This is a genomic window from Streptomyces nidicola, assembly GCF_050106155.1.
GTDB lineage: Bacteria > Actinomycetota > Actinomycetes > Streptomycetales > Streptomycetaceae > Streptomyces.
Map to the genome: position 1 here is coordinate 9,095,940 of NZ_JBNBPI010000001.1, position 22,716 is coordinate 9,118,655.

17 protein-coding genes are annotated in these 22,716 nt (G+C 71.7%); 6 read left to right on the top strand and 11 right to left on the bottom strand.

The features are described from left to right. Positions 1–133: 133 nt before the first annotated feature. Positions 134–3,016 (top strand): ATP-binding protein, encoded by a 2,883-nt coding sequence (locus tag ACOKM3_RS41085; RefSeq protein WP_426906398.1) that lies wholly within the window; start codon positions 134–136, stop codon positions 3,014–3,016. A 100-nt stretch (positions 3,017–3,116) separates the two neighbouring features. Continuing rightward, positions 3,117–3,614, top strand: coding sequence for a hypothetical protein (locus ACOKM3_RS41090; RefSeq protein ID WP_266724986.1), 498 nt, complete (start codon positions 3,117–3,119; stop codon positions 3,612–3,614). 27 nt (positions 3,615–3,641) lie between these two features. Here ACOKM3_RS41090 and ACOKM3_RS41095 read toward each other — a convergent pair whose 3' ends face one another. Further along, complete coding sequence (locus ACOKM3_RS41095; RefSeq protein WP_426906399.1) at positions 3,642–5,615, bottom strand: N-acetylmuramoyl-L-alanine amidase; 1,974 nt, start codon at positions 5,613–5,615, stop codon at positions 3,642–3,644. Between the two features lie 232 nt (positions 5,616–5,847). After that, positions 5,848–7,002 carry an aminoglycoside phosphotransferase family protein gene (locus ACOKM3_RS41100; protein WP_426906400.1) on the bottom strand — a complete coding sequence of 385 codons (1,155 nt, stop codon included), beginning with the start codon at positions 7,000–7,002 and terminating at the stop codon, positions 5,848–5,850. 233 nt (positions 7,003–7,235) lie between these two features. Here ACOKM3_RS41100 and ACOKM3_RS41105 point away from each other — a divergent pair, with 233 nt between their 5' ends. Then, on the top strand, positions 7,236–8,735 hold the full coding sequence (locus ACOKM3_RS41105) for a DNA-binding protein NsdB (RefSeq protein WP_426906401.1): 1,500 nt from the start codon (positions 7,236–7,238) through the stop codon (positions 8,733–8,735). Between the two features lie 46 nt (positions 8,736–8,781). On the opposite strand, the gene ACOKM3_RS41110 is transcribed toward ACOKM3_RS41105, so the two are convergent. The 8 genes from ACOKM3_RS41110 to ACOKM3_RS41145 all read right to left on the bottom strand — a co-directional run bounded on the left by ACOKM3_RS41110 (position 8,782) and on the right by ACOKM3_RS41145 (position 18,556). Then, positions 8,782–10,200, bottom strand: coding sequence for a PP2C family protein-serine/threonine phosphatase (locus ACOKM3_RS41110; RefSeq protein ID WP_426906402.1), 1,419 nt, complete (start codon positions 10,198–10,200; stop codon positions 8,782–8,784). 243 nt (positions 10,201–10,443) lie between these two features. Then, positions 10,444–12,033, bottom strand: coding sequence for a glycoside hydrolase family 13 protein (locus tag ACOKM3_RS41115; RefSeq protein ID WP_426906403.1), 1,590 nt, complete (start codon positions 12,031–12,033; stop codon positions 10,444–10,446). Positions 12,034–12,105: 72 nt separating this feature from the next. Further along, positions 12,106–12,981, bottom strand: coding sequence for a carbohydrate ABC transporter permease (locus ACOKM3_RS41120; RefSeq protein WP_426907024.1), 876 nt, complete (start codon positions 12,979–12,981; stop codon positions 12,106–12,108). 28 nt (positions 12,982–13,009) lie between these two features. After that, positions 13,010–13,963 (bottom strand): carbohydrate ABC transporter permease, encoded by a 954-nt coding sequence (locus tag ACOKM3_RS41125; protein ID WP_426906404.1) that lies wholly within the window; start codon positions 13,961–13,963, stop codon positions 13,010–13,012. Positions 13,964–14,022: 59 nt separating this feature from the next. Continuing rightward, positions 14,023–15,414 carry an extracellular solute-binding protein gene (locus tag ACOKM3_RS41130; protein ID WP_426906405.1) on the bottom strand — a complete coding sequence of 464 codons (1,392 nt, stop codon included), beginning with the start codon at positions 15,412–15,414 and terminating at the stop codon, positions 14,023–14,025. Positions 15,415–15,598: 184 nt separating this feature from the next. Continuing rightward, a complete protein-coding gene (locus ACOKM3_RS41135) occupies positions 15,599–16,600 on the bottom strand; it encodes a LacI family DNA-binding transcriptional regulator (RefSeq protein WP_426906406.1) in 1,002 nt (333 codons plus the stop codon). Between the two features lie 108 nt (positions 16,601–16,708). Beyond that, the gene (locus ACOKM3_RS41140) at positions 16,709–17,599 is read right to left on the bottom strand and encodes a TIGR03619 family F420-dependent LLM class oxidoreductase (RefSeq protein WP_426906407.1); all 891 of its coding nucleotides are present in this window, start codon (positions 17,597–17,599) and stop codon (positions 16,709–16,711) included. A gap of 99 nt (positions 17,600–17,698) precedes the next feature. Further along, entirely contained in the window at positions 17,699–18,556 is an 858-nt protein-coding gene (locus tag ACOKM3_RS41145; protein WP_426906408.1) for a universal stress protein, read from the bottom strand. Positions 18,557–18,801: 245 nt separating this feature from the next. On the opposite strand from ACOKM3_RS41145, the gene ACOKM3_RS41150 reads away from it, so the two are divergent. From ACOKM3_RS41150 to ACOKM3_RS41160, 3 genes are all read left to right on the top strand, one after another. Beyond that, complete coding sequence (locus tag ACOKM3_RS41150; RefSeq protein WP_426906409.1) at positions 18,802–19,389, top strand: Rv1733c family protein; 588 nt, start codon at positions 18,802–18,804, stop codon at positions 19,387–19,389. Positions 19,390–19,604: 215 nt separating this feature from the next. Then, positions 19,605–20,063: a Crp/Fnr family transcriptional regulator gene (locus ACOKM3_RS41155; protein WP_426906410.1), complete on the top strand. Its 459-nt coding sequence runs from the start codon at positions 19,605–19,607 to the stop codon at positions 20,061–20,063. A gap of 128 nt (positions 20,064–20,191) precedes the next feature. Then, the gene (locus ACOKM3_RS41160) at positions 20,192–20,902 is read left to right on the top strand and encodes a response regulator (RefSeq protein WP_426906411.1); all 711 of its coding nucleotides are present in this window, start codon (positions 20,192–20,194) and stop codon (positions 20,900–20,902) included. 11 nt (positions 20,903–20,913) lie between these two features. Here the strand turns inward: ACOKM3_RS41160 and ACOKM3_RS41165 are convergent, their stop codons facing one another. Then, positions 20,914–22,653 (bottom strand): sensor histidine kinase, encoded by a 1,740-nt coding sequence (locus tag ACOKM3_RS41165; RefSeq protein ID WP_426906412.1) that lies wholly within the window; start codon positions 22,651–22,653, stop codon positions 20,914–20,916. Between the last annotated feature and the right edge of the window lie 63 nt (positions 22,654–22,716).

The following is a 22,716-nucleotide window of genomic DNA, read 5'->3' on the forward strand; positions in this document are numbered from 1 at the left end:
CCGCACCGGAACCGCGAACCGCACCGATTTTCGTACCGGAAATGACGCATCACGCTCCGGCGGGGGCGCCCCGGCGTACGCTGAGGTTCCTGGAAACCGCGGTGCGCGACCGTGCCGCGGGTGGGGGTGCGCCATGGTGCGGAGCGATGGCCGGGGCAGGCGGAAGCTGTTCGAGCGGGACAGTGAACTCGCCGTCGTGGACGTGGCGTTGGACGAGCTGACCGGACTCCCGCGGGACGGCGGGGAACCCCCGGACCGGCCGCACGGCGCGCTGCTCGCCGTCGCCGCGACCGCCGGACTCGGCAAGACCAGCCTCCTCGCCGAAGTGCGCCGCAAGGCCGCCGCCAAGGGCTGCACCGTCCTGTACGCACGCGGCGGCGACCAGGAGCAGGGCGTCGCCTTCCACGTCGCCCGCCAGCTCCTCCAGCCACGCCTCGCGGGCGCCTCCGCCGCCGACCTCCGCGCCACGCTGGGCAGTTGGTACGCGATCGTGGGCCCCGCCCTCGGCCTGTGCGCCCCCACCGAAGGCGCGCCGCCCGACCCCCAGGGCCTGCGCGACGGCCTCGACTGGGTGCTCACCCACATCGCCGTGCAGCAGGCCCCCATGGTCCTCGTCCTCGACGACGCCCACTGGGCCGACCCGGAGTCCCTGAGCTGGCTCGCCGCGTTCGCCCCGCGCGCCGAGGAACTGCCGCTCCTGCTCGTCGTCGCCTACCGCCCGGAAGAACTCCCGGACCACGCCGAGGCCCTGCGCGGCCTGCCCGGCCGCTCGGGCCGGCGCGCCCTCGGACTCGAACCGCTCAGCGCCTCCGCCATCGCCGGACTCGTCCGCGAATCCCTCGGCGGCCACGCCGACGACGCGTTCTGCCGCGAATGCTGGGCCGTCACCGCGGGCAACCCCTTCGAGGCGGTCGAGCTGACCGCGAAGGTCCGCGACCGCGGTCTCGTCCCCACCGAGACCGGCGCCCACCTGCTGCGCGACCTCGCCGCCGCGGCCAAGGGCAGCGGCCTCGTCGCCCGCATCGAACGCCTCGGCACCTCCACCGTCCGCTACGCCTGGGCCTGCGCCGTGATCGGCACCGAGATCGCACCAGAACTCGCGGCCAACGTCGCCGGGTTGGGCCCGGAAGAGGCCGCCGACGCCACCGACCGGCTCAGGGCGGCGCGCGTGCTCAAGGGCGCGGACGCGCTCGAATTCGTCCACCCGCTGATCGCCACCGCCGTCTACCGCGCCATCCCCGGCGGCGTCCGCGTCGCCCTGCACGGACAGGCCGCCTGGACCGTCCTCGACGCGGGGCTCGGCCCCTGCGCCGCCGCCCGGCACATCCTGGAGACCCACCCCGAAGGCGACCCGTGGGTCGTGCGGCAGCTGCGCGCCGCCGCCGCGGAGACCGTCCGCGCGGGCGCCCCCGACGCCGCCCGCCGCTACCTCGCCCGCGCCCTGCGCGAACCCCCGGCCTTCGACGACCGCGCCGCCGTCCTCTACGAACTCGGCAGCGCCTCCCTGCTCACCGAGCCCGCCACCACCGTCAACCACCTGCGCGCCGCCCTCGAGGAGCCCATCACCGACCCGGCCCTGCGGCACGGCATCGTCTACCGCCTCTCCCAGGTCCTCGCCCACACCGACCGCCTTGCCGAGGCCTCCGAGACCCTCGCCCGCGAGATCCGCGTCACCGACGACCCGCGCGTACGCCTGCGCATGCAGGCCGAGCAGTTCATGTGGGACGCCTTCCGCGCCGACGAACCCGACTCCCCGGCCCGCTCCCGACGCCTCGCCAAACTCGCCGACCGGCTCACCGGCCGCGACCTCACCGAGCGCTACCTCATCGGCCTGCGCACCTGGGACGCCACCCTGCGCGGAGAGCCCGCCGACACCGTGATCCGGCACGCCGAGCGGGCCCTGGCCGGCGGACTGCGCTGGGCCGCCGACGAGGACCGCGGCTTCGAGGTCCCCGTCCTCGTCGCCATGGCCTTCCTCTACGCCGACCGGCCGGGCCGCACCGAGGAACTCTTCGTCGAGGGCATCGCCGACTTCGAGCAGGCGGGCTGGCGCGGCGCCCACCTCTCCTTCGCGTACACGCTCCTCGGCTACATCCGCTACCGGCGCGGGCGGCTCGCCGAGGCCGAGGACTTCGTGCGCGCGGGCCTGCGCCTCGCCCGGCGCGTCGGGCCCGGCACCCCCGCCCACTGGTACGCCGTCGGCACCCTCGTCGAGGTGCTGCTCGCGCGCGGCCGGGCCCCCGAGGCCAAGGAGGTGGCGGACGAGCACGCCTTCGGGCCCCCGTTCCCCGCCGCCGTCGTCTTCCCCGACGCACAGACCGTGTACGGAGAACTCCTCCTCGCGCTCGGCCGCCCCGAGGACGCCGTCGAGGAGCTCGCCGCGGCGGGCCGCCGCCTCGACCCGCGCGGCATGCGCAACCCCGCGTGGTGCCCCTGGCAGCTGCACCTCGCCCGCGCCGAGGCGCCCGACGCACCCGAGCGGGCCCGGGCGCTCGCCGAGGACGCCGTCGAGCGGGCCCGGCACTACGGGGCGCCGTCCGCCGTGGGCCAGGCCCTGCGTACCGTGGCCGAGGTCTCCTCCGGGGCCGAGCGCGCCAAACTCCTGGAGGAGTCCGTCGCTCACCTGGAGCGCTCACCCGCGGGCTTCGAGCTGGCCTGCTCCCTCGTCGCCCTCGGCGCGGAACTGCGCCGCAAGGGCCGCGCCAAGGAAGCGGCGGACCACCTCTACCGAGGGCTCGACACGGCGATCGGCTGCGGCGCCGACGGCCTGGCGCAGCAGGCCCGCGACGAGCTGGCGGCGGCGGGTCTGCGACCGCGGCCCCTGCACGGCGCGGTCACGGACACCCTCACCGCGCGGGAGCGGGCGGCGGTGTCCGGCGCGGCGCGCGGCTCGTGCCCCGCGGAGATCGCGCGCGACCTCCACATGGACGAGCCCACGGTCGTCCGACTGCTGTCGTCCGCCTACCGCAAGCTGGGCACGGACGCGAAGGGGCTGGCGGCGGCGCTGGGAGAGTAGGCCACCGCTGTGCCCACCGCTCGCGGCGGAACGAGAACGAGGGCGTCAACGAGGACGACCCGAGCCGGATCCACGCGGAGCGTGGACGTACCATTGCGGTATGTCCTTCCTCCGCCGCCGCGCTGCGACCCCCGCGGGTCCCGACTTCGACGTCCTGGCCATGGATCCGGGCGACTGGCCGGGCAACCTGGGCGCCGGTCTGCTGCCCGCCCCCGACGGAACCTGCCAGGGTGTCTTCCTGCGCTACGACCTGTTCGGCGGCCGCGGCCCCGCGATGGTCATCGGTAATCTTCCCGAGGGCTCCCCGGCCCGGGAGGTGGACGACGGCGAGATCCCCTTCGAGGTCGCGCAGCTCCTCGTCGCGCTCGAGAACGACGAGGAAGTCACCGTCACCGACGTGGAGGACGTCCCGGTGATGCAGGGCGACAACCTCCTCGTGGTGCGCCGCCTGAAGCTCTCGGAGACGCGGATCTCCTGCGTCCAGTTCGACCGCAGCGACAATGTGCTCGTGACCATCGCGTCCTGGGACCGCCCGATCACGGACGACCTGTACGCGCTGCTCAAGCCGCTGCCGGCGGAGCTGTTCCAGCAGGGCTGAGCAGCACGACGGGTCAGTACCCGGGTCCTACGAGACGGTCGAGGGCAGCACCTGTACATCCGCCGCCCGCACATACGCGACGCGGTGCCCGAACTGGATCTCGTAGTACACGTCCTTGCCCCTGACCACCTTGTGCGACGAGGTGTCGAACGTGGGGGAGTAGAAGTACTCACCCCTCGTCGCCCCGCCCGTCGCGTACCGCTGGCCCGACAGCAGCTTGTACGGCAGCGGTGAGATCGCCTGCGGCGTGATGCCCGACGGGTAGGCCTCCTTCTCCGGGTAGGCCCGCCCGTACACCGGGACCTCGCTCGCGCCCGGCTTCGGCGTGACCACAAGTCCCTTGGCCGGTACGGCGGTCGGCTGCGCGGACGGGTTCTTGAACCAGGCCTTCTGGCCCAGGTACCAGATGGCCGTCCAGTCGCCCTCGCGGCCGGCGACCGCGTACTGCTGGCCCGCGGAGACCCGCGACGCCATGTCGTTGACGTCGATCGTCGAGGGTTCGCCGCCCGGGCGCAGCCCGATGTCCTTGATCAGCGGGGCGTCCTCGCTGGGCTCCGAGTAGAGACGCACGGCGCTCGAACCGTGCGGCGCGCAGGCCACGCCCGCCTTCTCACAGCCCGTGAACTTCGGCTGGTTCTCGTCGAACTCGGGGGCGACGGTCACCAGGCCGCCGTTCGGCCCCGCCGTCTGGTGGAACGGCTTGCCCATCAGGGCGAAGTAGTGCGACCAGTCCCAGTACGGGCCCGGGTCCGTGTGCATCGACTTGATGGTGGACGCCGTCGTGCCCGGCACCGTGTCATGACCCAGGATGTGCTGCCGGTCCAGCGGAATGCCGTACTTCTTCGACAGGTACTTCACCAGGCGCGAGGAGGACCGGTACATCTCCTCCGTGTACCAGGAGTCCGGCTGCGCGAGGAACCCCTCGTGCTCCAGGCCGATCGACTTCGCGTTGACGTACCAGTTGCCCGCGTGCCAGCCGACGTCCTTGTTCTTGATGGACTGGACGATGTGCCCGTCCGTCGAGCGCAGCGAGTAGTGCCACGCCAGATACGTCTTGTCCTGGACCAGCTTGAGCGTCTGCTCCCACGTCGCCTCCGTGTCATGGATGACGATGTAGTCGATGCTCTGGTCCTTCGGACGGTCCGCGAGATCGTGATTGCCGTAGTCGCCGTCGCCGAACTCCTCGTACGGCGCCGGGATCCACTCGCACGACACGGTCCTCGGGCACTCGGTGCCGCCCGCGTCCGCCTTGCGCAGGCCCATCTTCTCGATCTGCGCGGCCTGCGGTTCGGCGTCCGGCCGGGCGCGGAGGGTGACCTCCTGGCCGGCGTCCGTGGTGCGCCGCTCGCCGTCGCGGATCACCGCGAACACATCGTTCGCGTACGTGCCGGCCGTCGCGGCGTCGTCCGCGCCGGAGAACGCCGCGACCGCCCCGTACCAGTCGGCGGGCCGGTCGCTGAGCGGCTTGCCGAGCTTCTTCTGGGCGGCCGCGAGAAGGGCGGCGCCGCCCCGCACATTCGCCGCCGAGTCTTCGCGCAGCCGCTCCGCGGACAGGCCGGTGAGCTGCGCGGCACGCGGCAACGTCCGCAGGCGCGCCGGGAGTTGGGTGTTCTTCGGGACGGCCTCCGTGGCCCTGAGTGGGGCCCGCGAGTCGTCGCCGCGCGGGTCACCCTCCGCATGACTGTGCGCCGCGACCTTCGACAAGGCGGTGCGCGCGTCCGTCAGGTGCATGGGTCCGTAGCCGCCGGTGACGCTCGGCGCCCCGTCGTGCGCGTCCCACCGCGACTGCAGATACGACACACCGAGGAGCACGCTCTGCGGCACCTGGTACTCGGCCGCCGCCGACGCGAACGCGTCCTGCAACCGGCCCGAAGGTGCCTCGGCCGAGGCACCGGGCGGGGATGCGCCGAGCAGCGGCAGCAGCAGCGCCGCCACCCCGATGGTGCCGCCCGCCACCCGCACACCCGCACGGGAACGTCTTTCGCTGAGGAATCGGGACAACGGTGCCTCCTGGGAACGCCGGGTTCGGGATGCCGCGCGGTGCCTGCGGGCCGATGATGGCTCAGTGCTATCGGCCCGCCGACGATCCGTCAATCATGCGGTGCCCGGCGGAGTTTCCCCCGGATTTCCGGCCCGTGCCCATTCGGCCAGGACATACGAAGACCCGCCCGGACATACGAAGATCCGCGGTGCGCCCTGTTCCTCCCGGGCGCCCCGCGGATCTTCGTCCCCGTCAGCGAGTGCCGACTGCCGCTCGCACCGCCTTGCGGGCCATATTGCAGTCGTCGTGCAGGCGGCGCAGCAACAGCCGCTGCTCCTCACCGGACGGCGCAGCACCGGCGTGGGCCTGAACCGACGGTGCCGCCGGGGTCTGTTCGTGCAGGGAACGCTGCACGGCCGTCTCGTACGTACGGATCTCCCGTGTCAGTACGAGCATCAGATTGACCAGGAAGGCATCGCGCGCCGCGGGCCCGCCGGACTGTGCGAGCTGACTGATCTGACGCCGCGCCACCGGGGCGTCGCCGAGCACGGACCAGAGCGTCGCCAGGTCGTAGCCCGGCAGGTACCAGCCCGCGTGCTCCCAGTCCACGAGCACAGGACCGGTGGGAGCCAGCAGCACGTTCGACAACAGGGCGTCGCCGTGGCAGAACTGGCCCATGCCGCCGCGGCCCGCGGTGTGCGCGATCCCGTGCAGCAGCTTCTGCAGGTCACCCATGTCCCGGTCGGTGAGCAGGCCCAGGTCATGGAAGCGGTTGATCCGCGCCGCGTAGTCCAGGGGTGCGTCGAAGGTGCCCGCCGGCGGCCGCCACTGGTTGACCCGGCAGATCGCGCCGAGCGCGGCACGCACATCCGCCCGGGGCGGTGCCTCGACCGGGTGGCGCTGCAGGGCCGCCACCCGACCGGGCATCCGCTCGATCACCAGCGTGCCGTTGTCCGGGTCCGCGGCGATGAGCCGGGGAACCCGCACCGGGGGCCGGTGTCGGACGAACGAGCGGTATGCGGCTATCTCGTGCCGGATCCGCGCGGTGTAGGCGGGGGCGTGGTCCAGTAAACACTTCGCGACGGCGGTGCTGCGCCCTGTCGTACCGACGAGGAGCACGGAGCGCGGGGAGCGGCGCAACACTTGCACCGGATGGAATTCCGGGCAGATCCGGTGCACCGACGCGATCGCCGTGCGCAGCTGGGCGCCCTGAGGGCCGGACAAGTCGAGTCTCCCGCTGAGCGGTTGCGTGCCGAGCCCCGGGGCGCGACGCGGCCGGGCGATGCCGTTCAGCGTCGGAGCCGCGGGCCGCGCGGGGTCGAGGTACGGGCCGCTTCCGCCGACCGCCGGACGGGCGGGGCGCAGCGGCCGGGGCGGGGCGGACACGGAGGACGATGCTGCGTACATGGGCGAAACAGATCCCTTCGTGTGCCAGTGAGTGCCTGCGCCGTCCCGGCCCGGCCGATTCGGTACACCCTGGGGAATGCCCTGTGGCGACCGGGTCGGGGTGGCGCACTCCTACCTGACACCAGGCGCCCAAGAGCACAACAGCTGGCGCACCCTGGCGAACCCTGGCGAATAGTCGCCCTGCAACTGACAGAGGGCTACTGTCAATTTCAGCCGAGAACCTGGGGGCTTACGTGAACGGACAACCCAACACCCGCCTGAACGACCTGTTCGGCCTGGCCGGCTGGTCCAAGGGCGAACTCGCGAGACTGGTCAACCGGCAGGCGGCGGCCATGGGCCACGCGCAGCTGGCGACCGACACCTCGCGGGTGCGGCGGTGGATCGACACGGGAGAGATCCCGCGCGATCCGGTGCCGAGGGTGCTGGCGGCGCTGTTCACCGAGCGACTCGGCCGTGTCGTGACCATCGAGGACCTCGGTCTCGTCCGACACGGGCGCGTAGGGAAACGGCAAGGCGGCGGCCTGGAACAACAAGGCCCCGACGGAGTGCCGTGGGCGCCCGAGCGGACAGCGGCGGTCCTCACCGAATTCACGGGAATGGACCTCATGCTCAACCGACGCGGCTTGGTGGGCGCGGGTGCCGCGCTCGCCGCAGGCTCCGCACTCAGCAGCGCCATGCACGACTGGCTGCACACCGACCCGGCCCTCGCGGCCGATGCCCCCAGGACCAACGATCCGCTGTCCTCTCCGGCCAACGCCGACGCGGCCGGGTTCGATCGCTACGAGGCCGCCCCCATCGGGTCCCAGGAGATCGAGGAACTCGAGCGCTCGGTCGAGGTGTTCCGGGCCTGGGACGCCTCCCGCGGCGGCGGGTTGCAGCGCAAGGCGGTCGTGGGCCAGCTCAACGAAGTCGGCGGAATGCTCTCCTACCGCCACCCCGACCATCTGCAGCGGCGCCTGTGGGGCGTCGCCGCCAATCTCGCCGTCCTCGCGGGCTGGATGTCCCACGATGTCGGCCTGGAACCGACGGCGCAGAAGTACTTCGTCATCGCCGCGCACGCCGCGCGCGAGGGCGGGGACCGGCCGCGGGCCGGCGAGGCCCTGTCGCGGGCCGCCCGTCAGAAGATCCACCTCGGGGCGCCCGGCGAGGCGCTCGACCTGATGAAGCTCGCCAAGTCCGGTTCCGGTGACGAGGTGTTGCCGCGTACGAAGGCGATGCTCTACACCATCGAGGCCTGGGCACAGGCGTCCATGGGCAAGGGCCAGGCGATGCGCCGCACGCTCGGGCAGGCGGAGGAGCTCTTCGTCTCCGACAAGGGTGATGTGCCGCCGCCGAGTTGGATGCAGATGTTCGACGAGGCGGACCTGCACGGAATGCAGGCCCTCGCCTACCGCACCCTCGCCGAGCACGATCCGTCCGCCGCCGTCATCGCGCAGCAGCATGCCCACGAGGCCCTGGCGCTGCGTGGCGGAGGCCGGGACCGGTCGAACATCTTCGACCATCTGTCGATGGCCTCGGCCTGCTTCATCGCCGACGACCCCGAACAGGCGGACAGGTACGCGCGGTTGGCGCTCAACTCGATGGGCTCCAACTCCTCGCACCGCACCTGGGACCGGCTGCGCGAGATGTACCGGCTCACCGGGACCTACGCGGACTACCCGAAGATCGACGACCTGCGTCAGGAGATCAAGCTGGCGCTGCCGAGGTCGACGGGCAAGCGGATCCAGGCGTAACCGCCGGACATCGCCACAGGCACCGGCAGGAAGTACGCGTACGTCGTCAGGAACCGATCCTGGCGATGAGAACACAGGCGTCGCCCTCGCGCTCGCCCTGACCGAACTCCTCCCGGAGCACACGCACGCAGTCCTGCGCGTCTCGGGCGGCGGTCAGCGGCTCCGCCAGTGCGAGCAGCCGGCCCGCGGACGCGGTCGAGCCACGCCGTGGCACGAGTCCGTCCGTGTGCAGGAGCAGCAGGTCTCCGGCGCGCAGCGGCTCTTCGGCCTGCCCGTAGCCGGCGCCGGACGTGGCACCGAGGAGGACACCTTCGGGCGGTGTGAGCGCACGCCCGGTCCCGTCGCGGAACAGCAGCGGGGCGGGGTGTCCCGCCTGCGCCCAGGCCAGCGCCCGGGTCGTGGGGTCGTAGCGGCAGCACAGGGCGCTGCCGAGCGCGGGCTGCACGGACGAGTCGAGGAGGTGGTTGAGGGAGCCGAGCAGCTCGCCCGGCGGGGTGTCGCACATCGCCATGCCGCGGACCGCGCCGAGCAGCATCGCCATGCCGGAGGTGGCGGCGACGCCGTGCCCGGTGAGGTCGCCGACGGTCAACAGGGTGCGGCCGCCCGGCAGTTCGAGCGCGTCGTACCAGTCGCCGCCGACGAGGTTGCCGACGGAGGAGGGGAAGTAGTGGGCGGCCAGATCGAGGCCGCCGGGGCCGCTGCGCGGGAGCCGCAGGGAGCCACGCCACGGCGGTAGCACGGCTTCCTGCAGCTCGACCGCGAGCCGGTGCTCGGTCTGCGCGATGTGCCGCTGGCGCTGGAGCGAGTCACGGGTCTCACTCACCGCGCGCTGGCTGCGCCGCAGTTCACTGACGTCGCGTACGACCGCCCACATCGAGGCGGTCGCGCCGTCGGCGTCGAGCACGGGCTCGCCCATCATGTGCACCGTGCGCACGGATCCGTCCGGGCGTACGACGCGGAACTCCCCGTCGATCGGCTTCCCGTCGATCAGGCAGTCGGTGACCATCGCGGTCAGCCTCGACTGGTCGTCGGCGTGCACGAGGGCGGGCAGTTCGTCGAGCGTGAGCGCGGGGGCGGCGGGGTCCCTGCCGAGGATCTGGTAGAGCTCGCCGGACCAGGTGGCCTCGTCGGTCAGCAGGTTCCACTCGGCGCTGCCGACCCGGCTCAGCAGGGAGCCGGGCGGCGGCGTCGCGGTGACCCGCTGGGGCGGTAGGCCCGCCCGGGGGGCGGGGCCCTCCCGCAGCTGCGCCAAGTGCCGGTCGAGGTCGCTGAGTTGGTGCACCGCCAGCTCGTACAGGGCGCGCTGCCAGCGGGACTCGGGGTCGGCCTCGTCCGTCATCACCGATTCGCGGCGCACCGCGTCGACGTCGCCGAGCAGGCGGCGCGTCTGCGAGATCAGCGCGTCGACGGCGCCACGCTCCGGCGGTTGGCCGGCGGGGCGGTCCGCGAAGGTATGGGGCGGCATGAGGAAACTCCGATGCGGGGCACGGGTGGCCGGGGCTGACGGAAGGACCGCTAAAGACTCTGGCACAGGCCGCGTTGCCCCGTAAGGGATTTGGCCATACACGATGCGGTGGTGCTTATGGCATATGCCCTTGTCCTTCCGGTGGACCCTTTCGTGGCTCGCGTTCGAACGCACGGCCGGGGATGGCGTATGCCGCGTTCATACGTACGGTGATGCGTACCCATCCGATCGGCGTAGCCACACCTACGTACGCAGCCAGACCGCCGTGTCGCCCGGAAGTCGCCCGTCGCCGTCCAGCGCGTCGCTGGTCAGCAACACCTCTTGGTGGGGAGGAAGCGGGGCAGGCTCCGTGCCGAGGTTCACGACGCACACGAGGCCGTGTCCGCGGGCGAACGCGAGTACCTCTTCGGGTGCGCCCAGCCACGTCAACTTATCGCCGCGAAAGCCCGGTTGGCATGCCCGCAGGTGCAGTGCGCTCCGGTACAGCGAGAGCATCGAGCGCGGATCGGCCTCCTGGCGCTCGGCGGCGTACGTCCCCCAGTCGGGCGGCTGCGGCAGCCACGCCTCGTGGGAGTCCGGGTCCCCGAAGCCGTACGTCGCCCCGTGGGCGGTCCACGGCAGCGGCACGCGGCAGCCGTCGCGGCCGGGGTCGACGCCGCCCGACCGGGCGTGCATCGGGTCCTGGATGTGCGCGCGGCCCACCTCCACCTCCGGCAGACCCAACTCCTCGCCCTGGTACAGGTATACGGAGCCGGGGAGGGCCAGCGAGAGGAGCGCCGCCGCGCGCGCCCGGCGCAGGCCGAGCCCGAGGTCGGTGGGGGTGCCGAACCGTTTGGTGGCGAAGTCGAAGCGGGTGTCGGCTCGGCCGTAGCGGGTGACCGTGCGGGTCACGTCGTGGTTGCACAGCACCCAGGTCGCGGGCGCGCCCACCGGGGCGTGGAAGGCAAGGGTGGCGTCGATGGACGCGCGGAGTTCGGCGGCGTCCCAGGGGCGGGCGAGGAAGTCGAAGTTGAAGGCGGTGTGCAGCTCGTCGGGGCGCAGATAGCGGGCGAAGCGCTCGGGGTCGGGGACCCACAGCTCGCCGATGAGGACGCCGTCGTAGGAGTCGGCGACCGCGCGCCAGGAGCGGTAGACGGCATGCAGTTCGTCGCGGTCGACGTAGCCGCTCGTGTCGTCGCCGCTCGCGTCGGCGAGCGCCGGGTCCTTGGCGAGGAGCGCCGCGGAGTCCACGCGTACGCCCGCCGCGCCCCGCTCGAACCAGAACCGCAGCACGTCCTCGTGCTCCTGACGTACCGCCGGATGCGCCCAGTTGAGGTCCGGCTGCTCCGGAGTGAACAGGTGCAGGTACCACTCGCCGTCCGGCACCCGGGTCCAGGTGGAGCCCGAGAACTGGGAGGGCCAGTTGTTCGGCGGCAGCTCGCCGTGCGTGCCGCGGCCCGGCCTGAAGTGGAACAACTCGCGTTCCGGGCTTCCGGGGCCGGCGGCCAACGCGGTCTGGAACCAGGGGTGTTGGTCGGAGACATGGTTCGGCACGATGTCCACGATCACGCGGATCCCCAGGTCCCGCGCCTCCGCGATCAGCTTCTCGGCCTCCGCGAGGGTGCCGAACGCCGGGTCGATCGCCCGGTAGTCCGCCACGTCGTAGCCGCCGTCCGCGAGCGGCGAGCGGTACCAGGGCGTGAACCAGATGGCGTCCACGCCGAGCCGGGCCAGATACGGCAGGCGGGACCGGACGCCGGCGAGGTCGCCGGTGCCGTCCCCGTCGCCGTCGGCGAAGCTGCGGACGTACACCTGGTAAATGGCGGCACTGCGCCACCAGTCGTCGACCACCACGAAGGGTCCTTTCACACAAGGGTGTTGGGTGCGCGGAGCAGGGCGGGTCGGCCGTGTGCGGAGCGGGGCGGGTCAGCCCTTGAGGCCGCCGGCGGTCAGACCGCTCATGATGTTCCGCTGGAAGAGCAGGAAGAGGATCAGCGTCGGCACGGAAGCGATGGTGAGCGCGGCGATCAGCTGGTTCTGCGGGACGCCGTTCGACAGCGAGTAGATGCCGACGTTGAGTGTCTGCCTCGCCGGGTCGGGGAGCGTCAGCATCGGCCAGAGGAAGTCCTTCCACACGCCGACCACCGCGAAGATGGAGACGACGCCGAGGATCGGCCGGGAGATCGGCAGCACCACCGAGCGCAGGGTGCGCAGCGACGAGGCGCCGTCGATGGACGCCGCGTCGAGCAGCTCCCGCGGGATCGAGTCGAAGAACCGCTTGAGCAGGAAGATGTTGAAGGCGTTGGTGACGGACGGCAGCCAGATCGCCCAGGGGCTGTTCAGCAGATTCCGTTGGAAGATCGGCACGTCGAGGACCGTCAGATACTGCGGGACCACGAGCACGGTCGCCGGGATCATCAGCGTCGCCAGCATCATGCCGAGGATGACGTTGCCGAACAGCGGGCGCAGCTTGGAGAGCGAGTACGCGGCGGCCACGTCGAGGACGAGCTGGAAGGCGAGCGCGCCGAACGCGTAGTAGAGCGTGTTGAACAGCAGCTTGGCCAGGTCCATCACGTTCCAGGCGTCCTGGTAGTTCTTCGGGTGCACGCTGTCGGGCACCAGGGTCGGCGGGGACTGGACGATCTCCGCCGTGGTCTTGAGGCCGCCGGTCACCATCCAGTACAGCGGGCCGAGGAAGACCAGCGTGAACAGGGTCATGGTGACGCCGAAGACCGTCCAGTAGAGGACCTTCCCGCGCCGCCGGTCGAGCTGGGCGGGGGAGATCAGGGTGCGGGGGCGCATCGTGTCGGTGGCCATGGGTGCCGTCTCCTCAGTCGTCCGATGCGCGGCTCAGCCGTACGTACACAGCGGAGAACGCCGCGAGCAGGACGAGCAGGACGAGGCCCAGGGCCGCCGCGCCGCCGTAGTTGTTGAAGTTGAAGGCGTACTGGTAGATCAGATAGACGACCGTGGTCGTGGAGCCCTCCGGGCCCGCGCCGTTCGTCAGCAGGAACGGCTCGGTGAAGACCTGCATCGTCGCGATGATCTGCATCAGGAACATCAGCGAGAGGATCAGCCGCGTCTGCGGGATCGTCACGTGCCAGATCTTGCGCCACAGGCCCGCGCCGTCCAGCTCCGCGGCCTCGTACAGCTCGCCCGGGATGCCCTGGAGCGACGCCAGATAGATGAGCGTCGCGCCGCCCATGTTCATCCACGTCGCCGCGATGACGACGGACAGCATCGCGGTGTCGGTGGACTGCAACCACTGCTGTTCCGGTATCCCGAAGACGCCGAGGATCCGGTTGAACAGCCCGTAGCCGGGGTCGTAGAAGTACTTGAAGAGGAGCACGGAGGCGACCGGCGGCAGCATCACCGGGAGATAGACCAGCATCCTCAAGTAGCCCTGGCCGTGCCGGAACTCATTGAGCAGGACCGCGACGAGGAACGGCACGGCGAAGCCCAGGAGCAGGGCCAGGGCGGTGAACAGGAGCGTGTTGCGCCAGGCCTGCCAGAAGGCCGGGTCGTTGAAGACGTACGTGAGATTGGACCAGCCGGCCCAGGTGGTGCGGCCGTCCTTCGTCTTCTGGAAGGCCAGCAGGAACTCCCTGACCATCGGATACCAGGAGAAGAAGGAGAAGCAGAGCACCGCGCCGATCAGGAAGCCGTGGGCGGAGAGATTGCGCTTCACCGTGCGCGTCAACGAGCCGTCGCGCGGCGTGAGTTGGTGCCTTCGTGCGGGCGGTGCGGACTGCCGGGGCTTCGCGGGCAGCGTCGGGGCCGACATGGTCACTCCTCGGATCAAGGATCAGGTACCGGTGGGGCGTCCTGCGTGCCGTGGGCGTCCTACTGGTTGGCCAGCACCTGGTTGACCTGCTGCTCGGCGCTGGACAGGAGCTTGTCCACGTCGGCGTTTTCGTTGGTCAGGACGCCCGACATGACGTTGTCGAGGACCTTGTAGACCTCCTGCGCCTTCGGCGGCTCCGCCTTGCCGCGCACCGGATTCGCCATGAACGGCTCGAAGTTGCGTACGGGCATCGTGGCGTTGTTCGTCCGTGACTGGAGGTCGTCCGACTTCACAGCGCCGGTGAAGAAGTTGGGCTGCGGCAGGCCGACCGGGAGCTTGTCCGCCTTGGTCCTGGCCCAGTCGAACTGACCCTTGCCGGGTGTGAGCGTCTTGAAGTTCAGCCAGGCGATGGCGGCCTTGATCTTGTCGGGCGACGAACCCTTCTTGATCATGTAGTCGTTGCCGCCGAAGAGTGTGGCCTTGCCGCCGGGGATCGGCCCCATCCCGAAGTTGGCGTAGTCGGCGCCCAGTTGCTGCACCATGTACGTCACGTCGTCGGGCGCGGCGAGGAACATGCCGAGCTTGTCCGACGCGATCTGCTTCTGGAGGTCGCCCCACTTCAACAGCTGCGTCTTGCCCATGCTGTTGTCCTTCCAGCGCATGTCGTGCAGCTGCTTGGCGACCTGCTTCCCGGTGGCGTCGTTGAACGCGGCCTTCTTGCCGTCGGAGGTGACGACGTCGCCGCCGAGCCCGTACATCGTCGCCGTGAAGTGCCAGCCGCCGGTGTTCTCCGCGCTGTACTCGCCGTACCCGGAGATGCCGCCCCCGAGCCCGGCGATCTTCTTCGCGGCCGTGCGCACGTCGGCCCAGGTCGTCGGCGGCTTGTCCGGGTCGAGGCCCGCCTGCTTGAACAGCTTGCGGTTGATGAGCAGGCCCATCGTGTAGTTGCTGGTGGGCAGGCCGTAGAGCTTGTTGTCCTTCTTCAGCGCTGCGAGCACGTTCGGGTCGATCGAGTCGAGCGCGGGGACGGTCTTCTTGGTGACGTACGGGGTGATGTCCTCGGCGCCGTTGTTGTCGAGCACCTGCTGGAGATCGGTGAAGTACGTGTAGAAGACGTCCGGTTGGGACTTCGCCTTGAGCGCGGCGGTGAACCGGGCCGGCTCCTCGCACTGTCCGGCGGTCGACTTCCCGTCGATCGTCACGTTCGGATACTTCTTGTTGAACGTCCTGACGTCCTCGTTCCACTGCCGCCGCTCGGCCGCCTTCGCCTTCGGCGGCATGCAGTCGATGGTCAGCGAGACCTTGGTCTTCGGGTCGAGCGGGGCGCTGATGTCGGCCTTCGAGCCGGCGCCCGTCCCGCCGCCGTCGTCGTCGGAGCTGCTGGTGCCGCAGGCCGCGAGCGAGGCCAGTGCGAACGCGGTGACGACGACCTTCACGGAAGTGCTTCTCATCGGTGGGTCCCCTCAGGGCCTGAGCCTGTGCAGGCAGGAACGTGGAGGCCCGCGGCACCGCGGTGGGTGAGACCGGGCGCCGGAGCGAGCCACACTCAAGCACCGCCGACCGATGGGCGCAAGATGTCGCGCGTATTCCGCAAAAAATGAACAGGCGGGTTTGTCGGGGGAGTTGAGGCGTCCTCTACGACACCGGAGCCGGCGGCGCCGTGGACCCGCGCACCACCAGTTCGGGCTCGAACAGCAGCTCACCGGGCGGCACCGAGCCGCCCTGGATCTGTGCGACGAGCAACTCGACGGCGGCCCGGCCCATCGACTCGATGGGCTGGCGCACGGTGGTGAGCGGGGGCTCGGTGCAGTTCATGAACGCCGAGTCGTCGTAGCCGACCACCGAGACATCACGGGGCACGGAGAGCCCCGCGCGGCGGGCGGCCCGCACCGCGCCGAGCGCCAGGGGGTCGCTGGCGCAGATGATGCCGGTGATGCCGCGGTCGATGAGCCGGGTCGCCGCGGCGTGCCCGCCCTCCAGGGAGAACATGGCCCGCTCGACCGCCGCGGCCGGGAGCTTGCCCTCCAGGGCGCGGGCCGCGGCGAGTTTGCGCTGCGAAGGCATATGGTCGTCGGGGCCGAGCACCAGGCCGATGCGCTCGTGGCCGAGCGAGGACAGATGCCGCCACGCCTGCTCCACGGCGACCGCGTCGTCGCACGCCACGCAGGGGAAACCGAGCCGTTCGATGGCGGCGTTGACGAGCACCACCGGCACCTGACGTTCGGCGAGCCGCTGGTAGTGGCCGTGCTCGGCGTCTCCTTGCGCGAACAGGCCGCCCGCGAACACCACGCCGGAGACCTGCTGTTGGAGCAGCAGCTCCACGTAGTCCGCCTCCGAGACGCCGCCCTTGGTCTGCGTGCACAGCACCGGAGTGAGGCCCTGCTGGGCGAGCGCGCCACCGATCACTTCCGCGAACGCGGGAAAGATCGGGTTCTGCAGCTCGGGGAGGACCAGGCCGACCAGGCGCGCCCGTTCACCGCGCAGCTGGGTCGGCCGCTCGTAGCCGAGGACGTCGAGTGCGGTGAGCACCGACTGGCGCGTCGCCTCCGACACTCCGGGCTTGTTGTTGAGCACCCGGCTGACCGTGGCCTCGCTGACCCCGACCTTCTTCGCCACTTGAGCAAGTCTGCGCGTCATGGAGCGCAAGATTAGCGCAAGAACTTGCGTCCTGTTTGCGTGATGGCGACATTCGCCGAGGCCACGGTTGTCCAGGGGGCACGGACGCCCCCTGGTCGCGAACCGGACTCAGCCGAGCACCTTCTCCTTCACCAGCTGGAGGATCCGCCGGTCCTCGTCCGGACCGAGCCAGGCCTCCGGGGAGCCCGGGTAGGTGTCGAACAGGATGTGCGTCGCCCCGAACTCCTCGAGCGTCGCCACGTCCTGCTTGATCTGCTCGACGCTCCCGTGCCCGAGCGGGCGGTCCTCCGTGTCCGGCACGTCCCCGATCATCAGCTGGACGCGCGGCGCGAACTCCGGCACCGGACGGCCCGCCTTCTCCGCCTCCTCGGCAAGACGCGGCAGCTGCGCACGCAGCTTCGCGACCGTCGGCATGAACGGGTGCCAGGCCTCACCGAGCCTGCCGGCCCTGCGCAGCGCCGCGGGGGAGTCGCCGCCGACCCACACCGGAAGCCCCGGCGTGGACGAGGGCGCGGGCCCGGTCCGTACGCCCTCGAACTCCACGTACTTGCCCTTGAAGGTGAACGGATCCTGCGTCCACGAGCCGCGGATCGCCGCGAGGTACTCGTCGGTGATGGCGCCGCGCTCCTCGAACGGGACGCCGAGCACGCGGTACTCCTCCGCGGACCAGCCGACACCCGCGCCGAGTATGAAGCCGCCGTCGTTCAACTGGTCGACGTTCGCCGCGAGGCGGGCCGTGTGCAGGGGGTGCCGGTAGGGGATGACGGTGATCGTCGTGCCGAGCGTGAGACCGGGCACGCGTCCTGCGAGGTGTGCGGCCAGGGTGAACTGGTCGTAGAACGGGGCCGGATACACCGAGTGCACGTCCGGGGTGACCACGATGTGGTCGGAGATCATCGCGAAGGTGAAGCCGAGGTCCCGGGCGTCCGTGGCCTGGCGCACCAGGTGCTCGGGGGTCATGCCGTCGCCGAAGTTGAGAAGATTTACGCCGTATCGCATACGGCGAGTCTCGACGATCTTGAGGCCTCGCGTCGAATCGCCCACGGGAACCCGGCGATTCCGGCTCCGGCACGGCGGTGCCCGGAGGGGCCCGCGCGGTCAGCTGTGCGGGACGATCGCGACCGGGCTGGTCACATGGTGCACCACCGAGTGCGCGGTGCAGCCCAGATGGGACACGTCGCTCTGCCGCCCCACCACCGTGAGGCTCGCCCCGGTGGCCGCCTTGAGGAGATGGTGGCCCGCCTGCCCGTACAGGAGCCGTTCCTCGACCCGCACCTCCGGATACTTCGTGCGCCAGGCCCGCACCGCCTCCGTGAGGGACCGGCGCAGCCGCTCCTCCTGGCGTGCGGCGTCGCCCGGCCTCGCCCCGTCCGGCCGGTCGCCGCGCATCGGCGGCAGCGTCCAGGCGTGCAGTGCTTGCAGCGGGGCGCGGCGCAGGGCCGCGGCCTCGAAGGCGTACGAGAGGAGTTCGTCGGCGGGCGCCGTCACATCGAGCCCCACGACCACGGGACGGAAGTCGGGGCCCTCCCGCTCGTCCTGCGGCAGCCCGCCGGCCCGCACCAGGACCACCGGACGCGTGGCGCGCGCCGTGACCGCGAGGGCGACCGAGCCGACGAGGAATCCCGAGTAGCCGGTGAAGCCCCGCGAGCCGAGCACCAGGGCCTCCGACTCGGCTGCCGCCTCCAGCAGGGCGGCCACCGGCTGCTCGGCGCGCCGCCGGGCGATGATCTCCAGGGCGGGGTGGGCGTACGAGAGCCGGAGCGCGACCAGGTCGAGGACGCCCCGGTCGGGCAGATCGACGTCCGGGAGCCGGGGCGCGGGCCGCTGCGTGCCCGCCGCCTGCACGAGCCGCAGCGGGAGGCGGCGGCGCAGTGCCTCGCGGGCCGCCCAGTCCGCGGCGTGCACGCTCTCGCGTGAAGCGTCCGTCCCGACGCTCAGTACGCGGCTACTGGTCATGACGGGAACCTCTCCGTGGCGGTGACGCGGACGGTGTGCCTCCGCCGCGGGTTCCACGCCTGGCGGTGGTCACTCGTGTGGAGCACGGACGGATCGGGTGCTCACGGGCCCCGGTGTCCGGGACCCTCTCACCGGTCCGACCTGCGCAGGCAGAGGCGAACCGGCCCTCGACGAGGGGCCGTTCGGCCCCTGTGCCGGGCGGCCCGGGAGCGCGAGCGTGGCTTTACGCTGGCAGGGAGGTGACGATGACGACCTGCAAGAAGTTCAGGCAAGCCAAGGGGAACCCCCTGCGGCGCAGGTCGGACGCGGTCGAGGGGTGGGCGGCGCTGTTGCTCGGACTGCTCGCCCTCCTGATGGCGCCCGCCGCGGGTGCGGTGGCCGGCTGGGCGACCCATGCCGACGCGGCCGGGGAAGCCCGCGTACAGGTGGCTCAGCGGCAGATGGTGCGGGCCAAACTGGTCGAGGACGCCCCGGACGACGTGCCGTCCCAGAGCGGCGTACAGAACACGGTCACGTACCCGGTCAAGGTCCGCTGGCGCGATGACGTACGAGGCAGCGTCGTGGCGACGGCGCCCGTCCCCGCCGGGCTCGAACGCGGCGATCGCACCGCCGTCTGGCTCGACCCGGGCGGCCGGGTCACCACCGAGCCCTGGGGCACCGAGGCCATCTGGGCCCGCGCGCTCACCGCTGCCTTCCTGGTCACCATCATCACCGCGACCCTCGCCCTCCTCGCCCGCTTCTTCCTGCGCCGCGTCCTCGATCACCGCAGGATCGCGGCATGGGAGCGGGACTGGAGCCGAGTGGGGCCCGAGTGGAGCCGGCGGCACGCGTAGCGCCGGGCCGCCGCTGCGCCGGACGTGAGTTCGACGGCGCCACGGAGCACCTGCTCAGGGGCCCGGAAGGGCCCACCTGCAGAGCCGACAGGGCCCCGCGCCGGAGCCGTTCGGCCCCTGCCCCCGCGGGCGCGGGCCCGGCATCGTCGAGGTATCGCGAGGACGTGGTCCGCACGACGCGATGACGCCACCGGAGATCCGGAAGGAGTCCGCCCATGACCACCACGGCACCACGGATGAGTCAGACCCTGCCCGAGGAGTACCGCGGCCGGCTGATGCGCTTCGCCCGTGACATGAGCTTCCCGGAAGGCACCCGGCTCTTCGCCGAGGGCTCTCGCGCCGACCGCTTCTGGATCCTGCGCACCGGCACCGTCGCCCTCGACATGCGGGTGCCGGGCCGACCCGCTCCCGTCGTCGAATACCTCGGCCACGGCGAACTGATCGGCTGGTCATGGCTGTTCCCGCCGTACGTGTGGCAGCTCGGCGCGCGGGCCGAAACCCGGGTCAGGGCCCACGAGTTCGACGCCTTCACGGTCCGCCTCCTGTGCGCGTCCGACCCCGACCTCGGCTCCTTCGTGGCCCAGTGGGTCGGCGGCGTGCTCGCCCACCGCCTCAGCGTCACCCGCACCCGTCTGCTCGACCTCTACGCCCCCTACGGGTCGGGGGCCGCGTAGCCCGCACGCCGGGCCGCCAGGGCCGGATGAACGGTACCGTTCGGCCCTGGCGGATCAGTCCGTCCGGCCCCAGGATCAAGACGGGTTCGCACCCACCCGTGCGGGGACACCACATCCGAGGGGGCCGTATGCCACAACCACGAACTTTCTCAGCGGACCGGCCCATTCGCATCCTGCTGCTCGACGACCACGAAGTGGTGCGGCGCGGCCTGCGCGACCTCCTCGGAGCGGAACCCGACATGACCGTCGTCGGCGAGGCGGCCACCGCCGCGCAGGCGCTCGCGCGGGGACCCGCGCTCCGTCCCGACGTGGCCGTGCTCGACGTGCGCCTCCCGGACGGCGACGGCATCACCATCTGCCGCGAACTGCGCGTGCTCATCCCGGACGTGAGCTGTCTGATGCTCACCTCGTTCGACGACGACGACGCGCTGCTCGACGCCATCATGGCCGGCGCGGGCGGCTACGTACTGAAGCAGATCAAGGGCTCCGACCTGGTCTCCGCGGTACGCACCGTCGCCGCGGGCGAGTCCATGCTCGACCCGGCGACGACGGCCCGCCTGATGCGCAGCCTGCGCGGTCCCGAGCAGGGCGGCCCTGCCGCGACGACCGACCCGGGAGCGCCGGTGGTCGAGGGCGTCGAACTGACCGACCGGGAGCGGGACATCCTCGCGCTGGTGGGGGAGGGGCTCACCAACCGGCAGATCGGGCGGCGGCTGTTCCTGTCGGAGAAGACGGTGAAGAACAACATCTCCCGGCTGCTCGCCAAATTGGGCGTGGAGCGCCGGATCCAGGCAGCCGTGATCGCGACGAGGCTGCCGCAGGACAGGCACCGACCGTGAGGGCCACCGGCTCACGCGCCCTGGGACGGTGAGGTCAGCGGCACCGTCCACTCCAGGAGGGTGCCGCCGCTGTCCCGTGCCGCGGCCGTCAGCGCTCCGCCCCGCCGTGCCGCGCGGGCCGCGAGGTTGGCGAGCCCGCTGCGATGGCCGTCGGCCTCGGTGGCGATCCCCACGCCGCTGTCCGCCACGGTCAGCGTCAGCGCACCGCCGCGCACCACGAGCGCGACATCGGCGGAGGACGCGTGCGCGTGCCGGGCCACGTTCGTGAGCGCCTCGCCGAGCACGGCGAGCGCGTCGTCGGCGAGGGGCCCCGGCACATCCGCGTCGATCAGGCCCTCCATGCGCAACGACGGGGTGAAGCCGAGGACTTGGGCCGCGTCCTCCACCGCCCGTACGACCCGCACCCGCAGGCCGGACCCGGTCGGCGGGGCGCCGCGCTCGCGCAGGCCGAAGATCGTGGAGCGGATGATCTTGATGGTGGTGTCCAGGTCGTCCACGGCCCGCAGCAGGCGCTCCGCCGCCTCCGGGTGGTGCACGAACCGCTGCGCGCTCTGCAACGTCATCCCGGTCGCGAACAGCCGCTGGATCGCCAGGTCGTGGAGGTCGCGGGCGATCCGGTCGCGGTCCTCCAGGAGGCTCATCTGCTCCGCGTCCCGCCGCCGGTCCGCGAGCTCCAGGGCGAGCGCCGCCTGCCCCGCGAACCCGCCCAGCGGTATCAACTCGGCGGCGGAGAACGGCGCGTGCTCGGCGCGGCGGGCCAGCATCAGCACCCCGCGCACCCCCTCCGACGTGCCGATCGGCACCGCCACGGCGGGCCCGAGGCCGTCCCAGCGGTCCGGCTGGTAGGTGATCCTCGGGTCCTTGCGGATGTCGTCCGACGTGACCAACTCGCCCGCGGCGAGCGCCGTTCCGGCGAAGGTTCCCTCGCGCGGCAGGGTCACGTCGCTGTGCGCACGGGCGCGCTCGCCGAGCGCCAGTGTCTCGTGCAGCAGGTGGTCGCCGGGGACCAGGAGGGCCACCACCCCGAGGTCCGCGGCGGTGATCTCCCGCGCCCGGTCCACCATGAGGCGCAGCACCTCGGCCTCGTCGGCGCCCGAGAGCAGGCTCCCGGTGAAGTCGGCGCTCAACTGCAGCCAGCGCTCCCGGAGTCGGACCTCCTCGTACAGCCGCGCGTTCTCGATCGCCACGCCCGCCGCGGCGCCCAGCGTCTGCAGCACCGCCACGTCCTCGTCGTCGAAGTCGCCGCCGCCGCGCTTCTGCGTCAGATACAGGTTCCCGAACACGTCGTCGCGGACCCGGATCGGCGCGCCCACGAACGTGTGCATCGGCGGATGGCGCGGCGGGAAGCCCGCGGAGGCGGGGTGCCCGGCGAGCTCGGAAAGCCGCAGCGGCTCCGGGTGCCGGATCAGCTCGCCCAGCAGACCGTGCCCCGACGGCAGGTCTCCGATCTCCGCGCGCAGGTCGTCGCTGATCCCGACCGGCAGGAACTGCGACAGCTTGCGCCGGTCCTCGCCGATCACCCCGAGCGCCCCGTACTCGGCGTCCACCAGGACCACGGCGGCCTCCACGATGCGCCGCAGCACCTGGGAGAGATCCAGCTCCTGCCCCACCGACAGGACCGCTTCGAGCAGCCCCTGCAACCGGTCGCGGGTACGCCGGACCGCGCCGATGCGTACCTGGAGTTCCTCGAGCAGTTCGTCGAGCCGCAACCTCGGCAGCGGGCCCGACCCCCGTGCACCGTCCTCGGCCATCCGGCCTCCGTGGGCCTGGGTGAGGTGTCGTTTCGTACTCAAGGTAGCGGCTGTTCGCGCCCT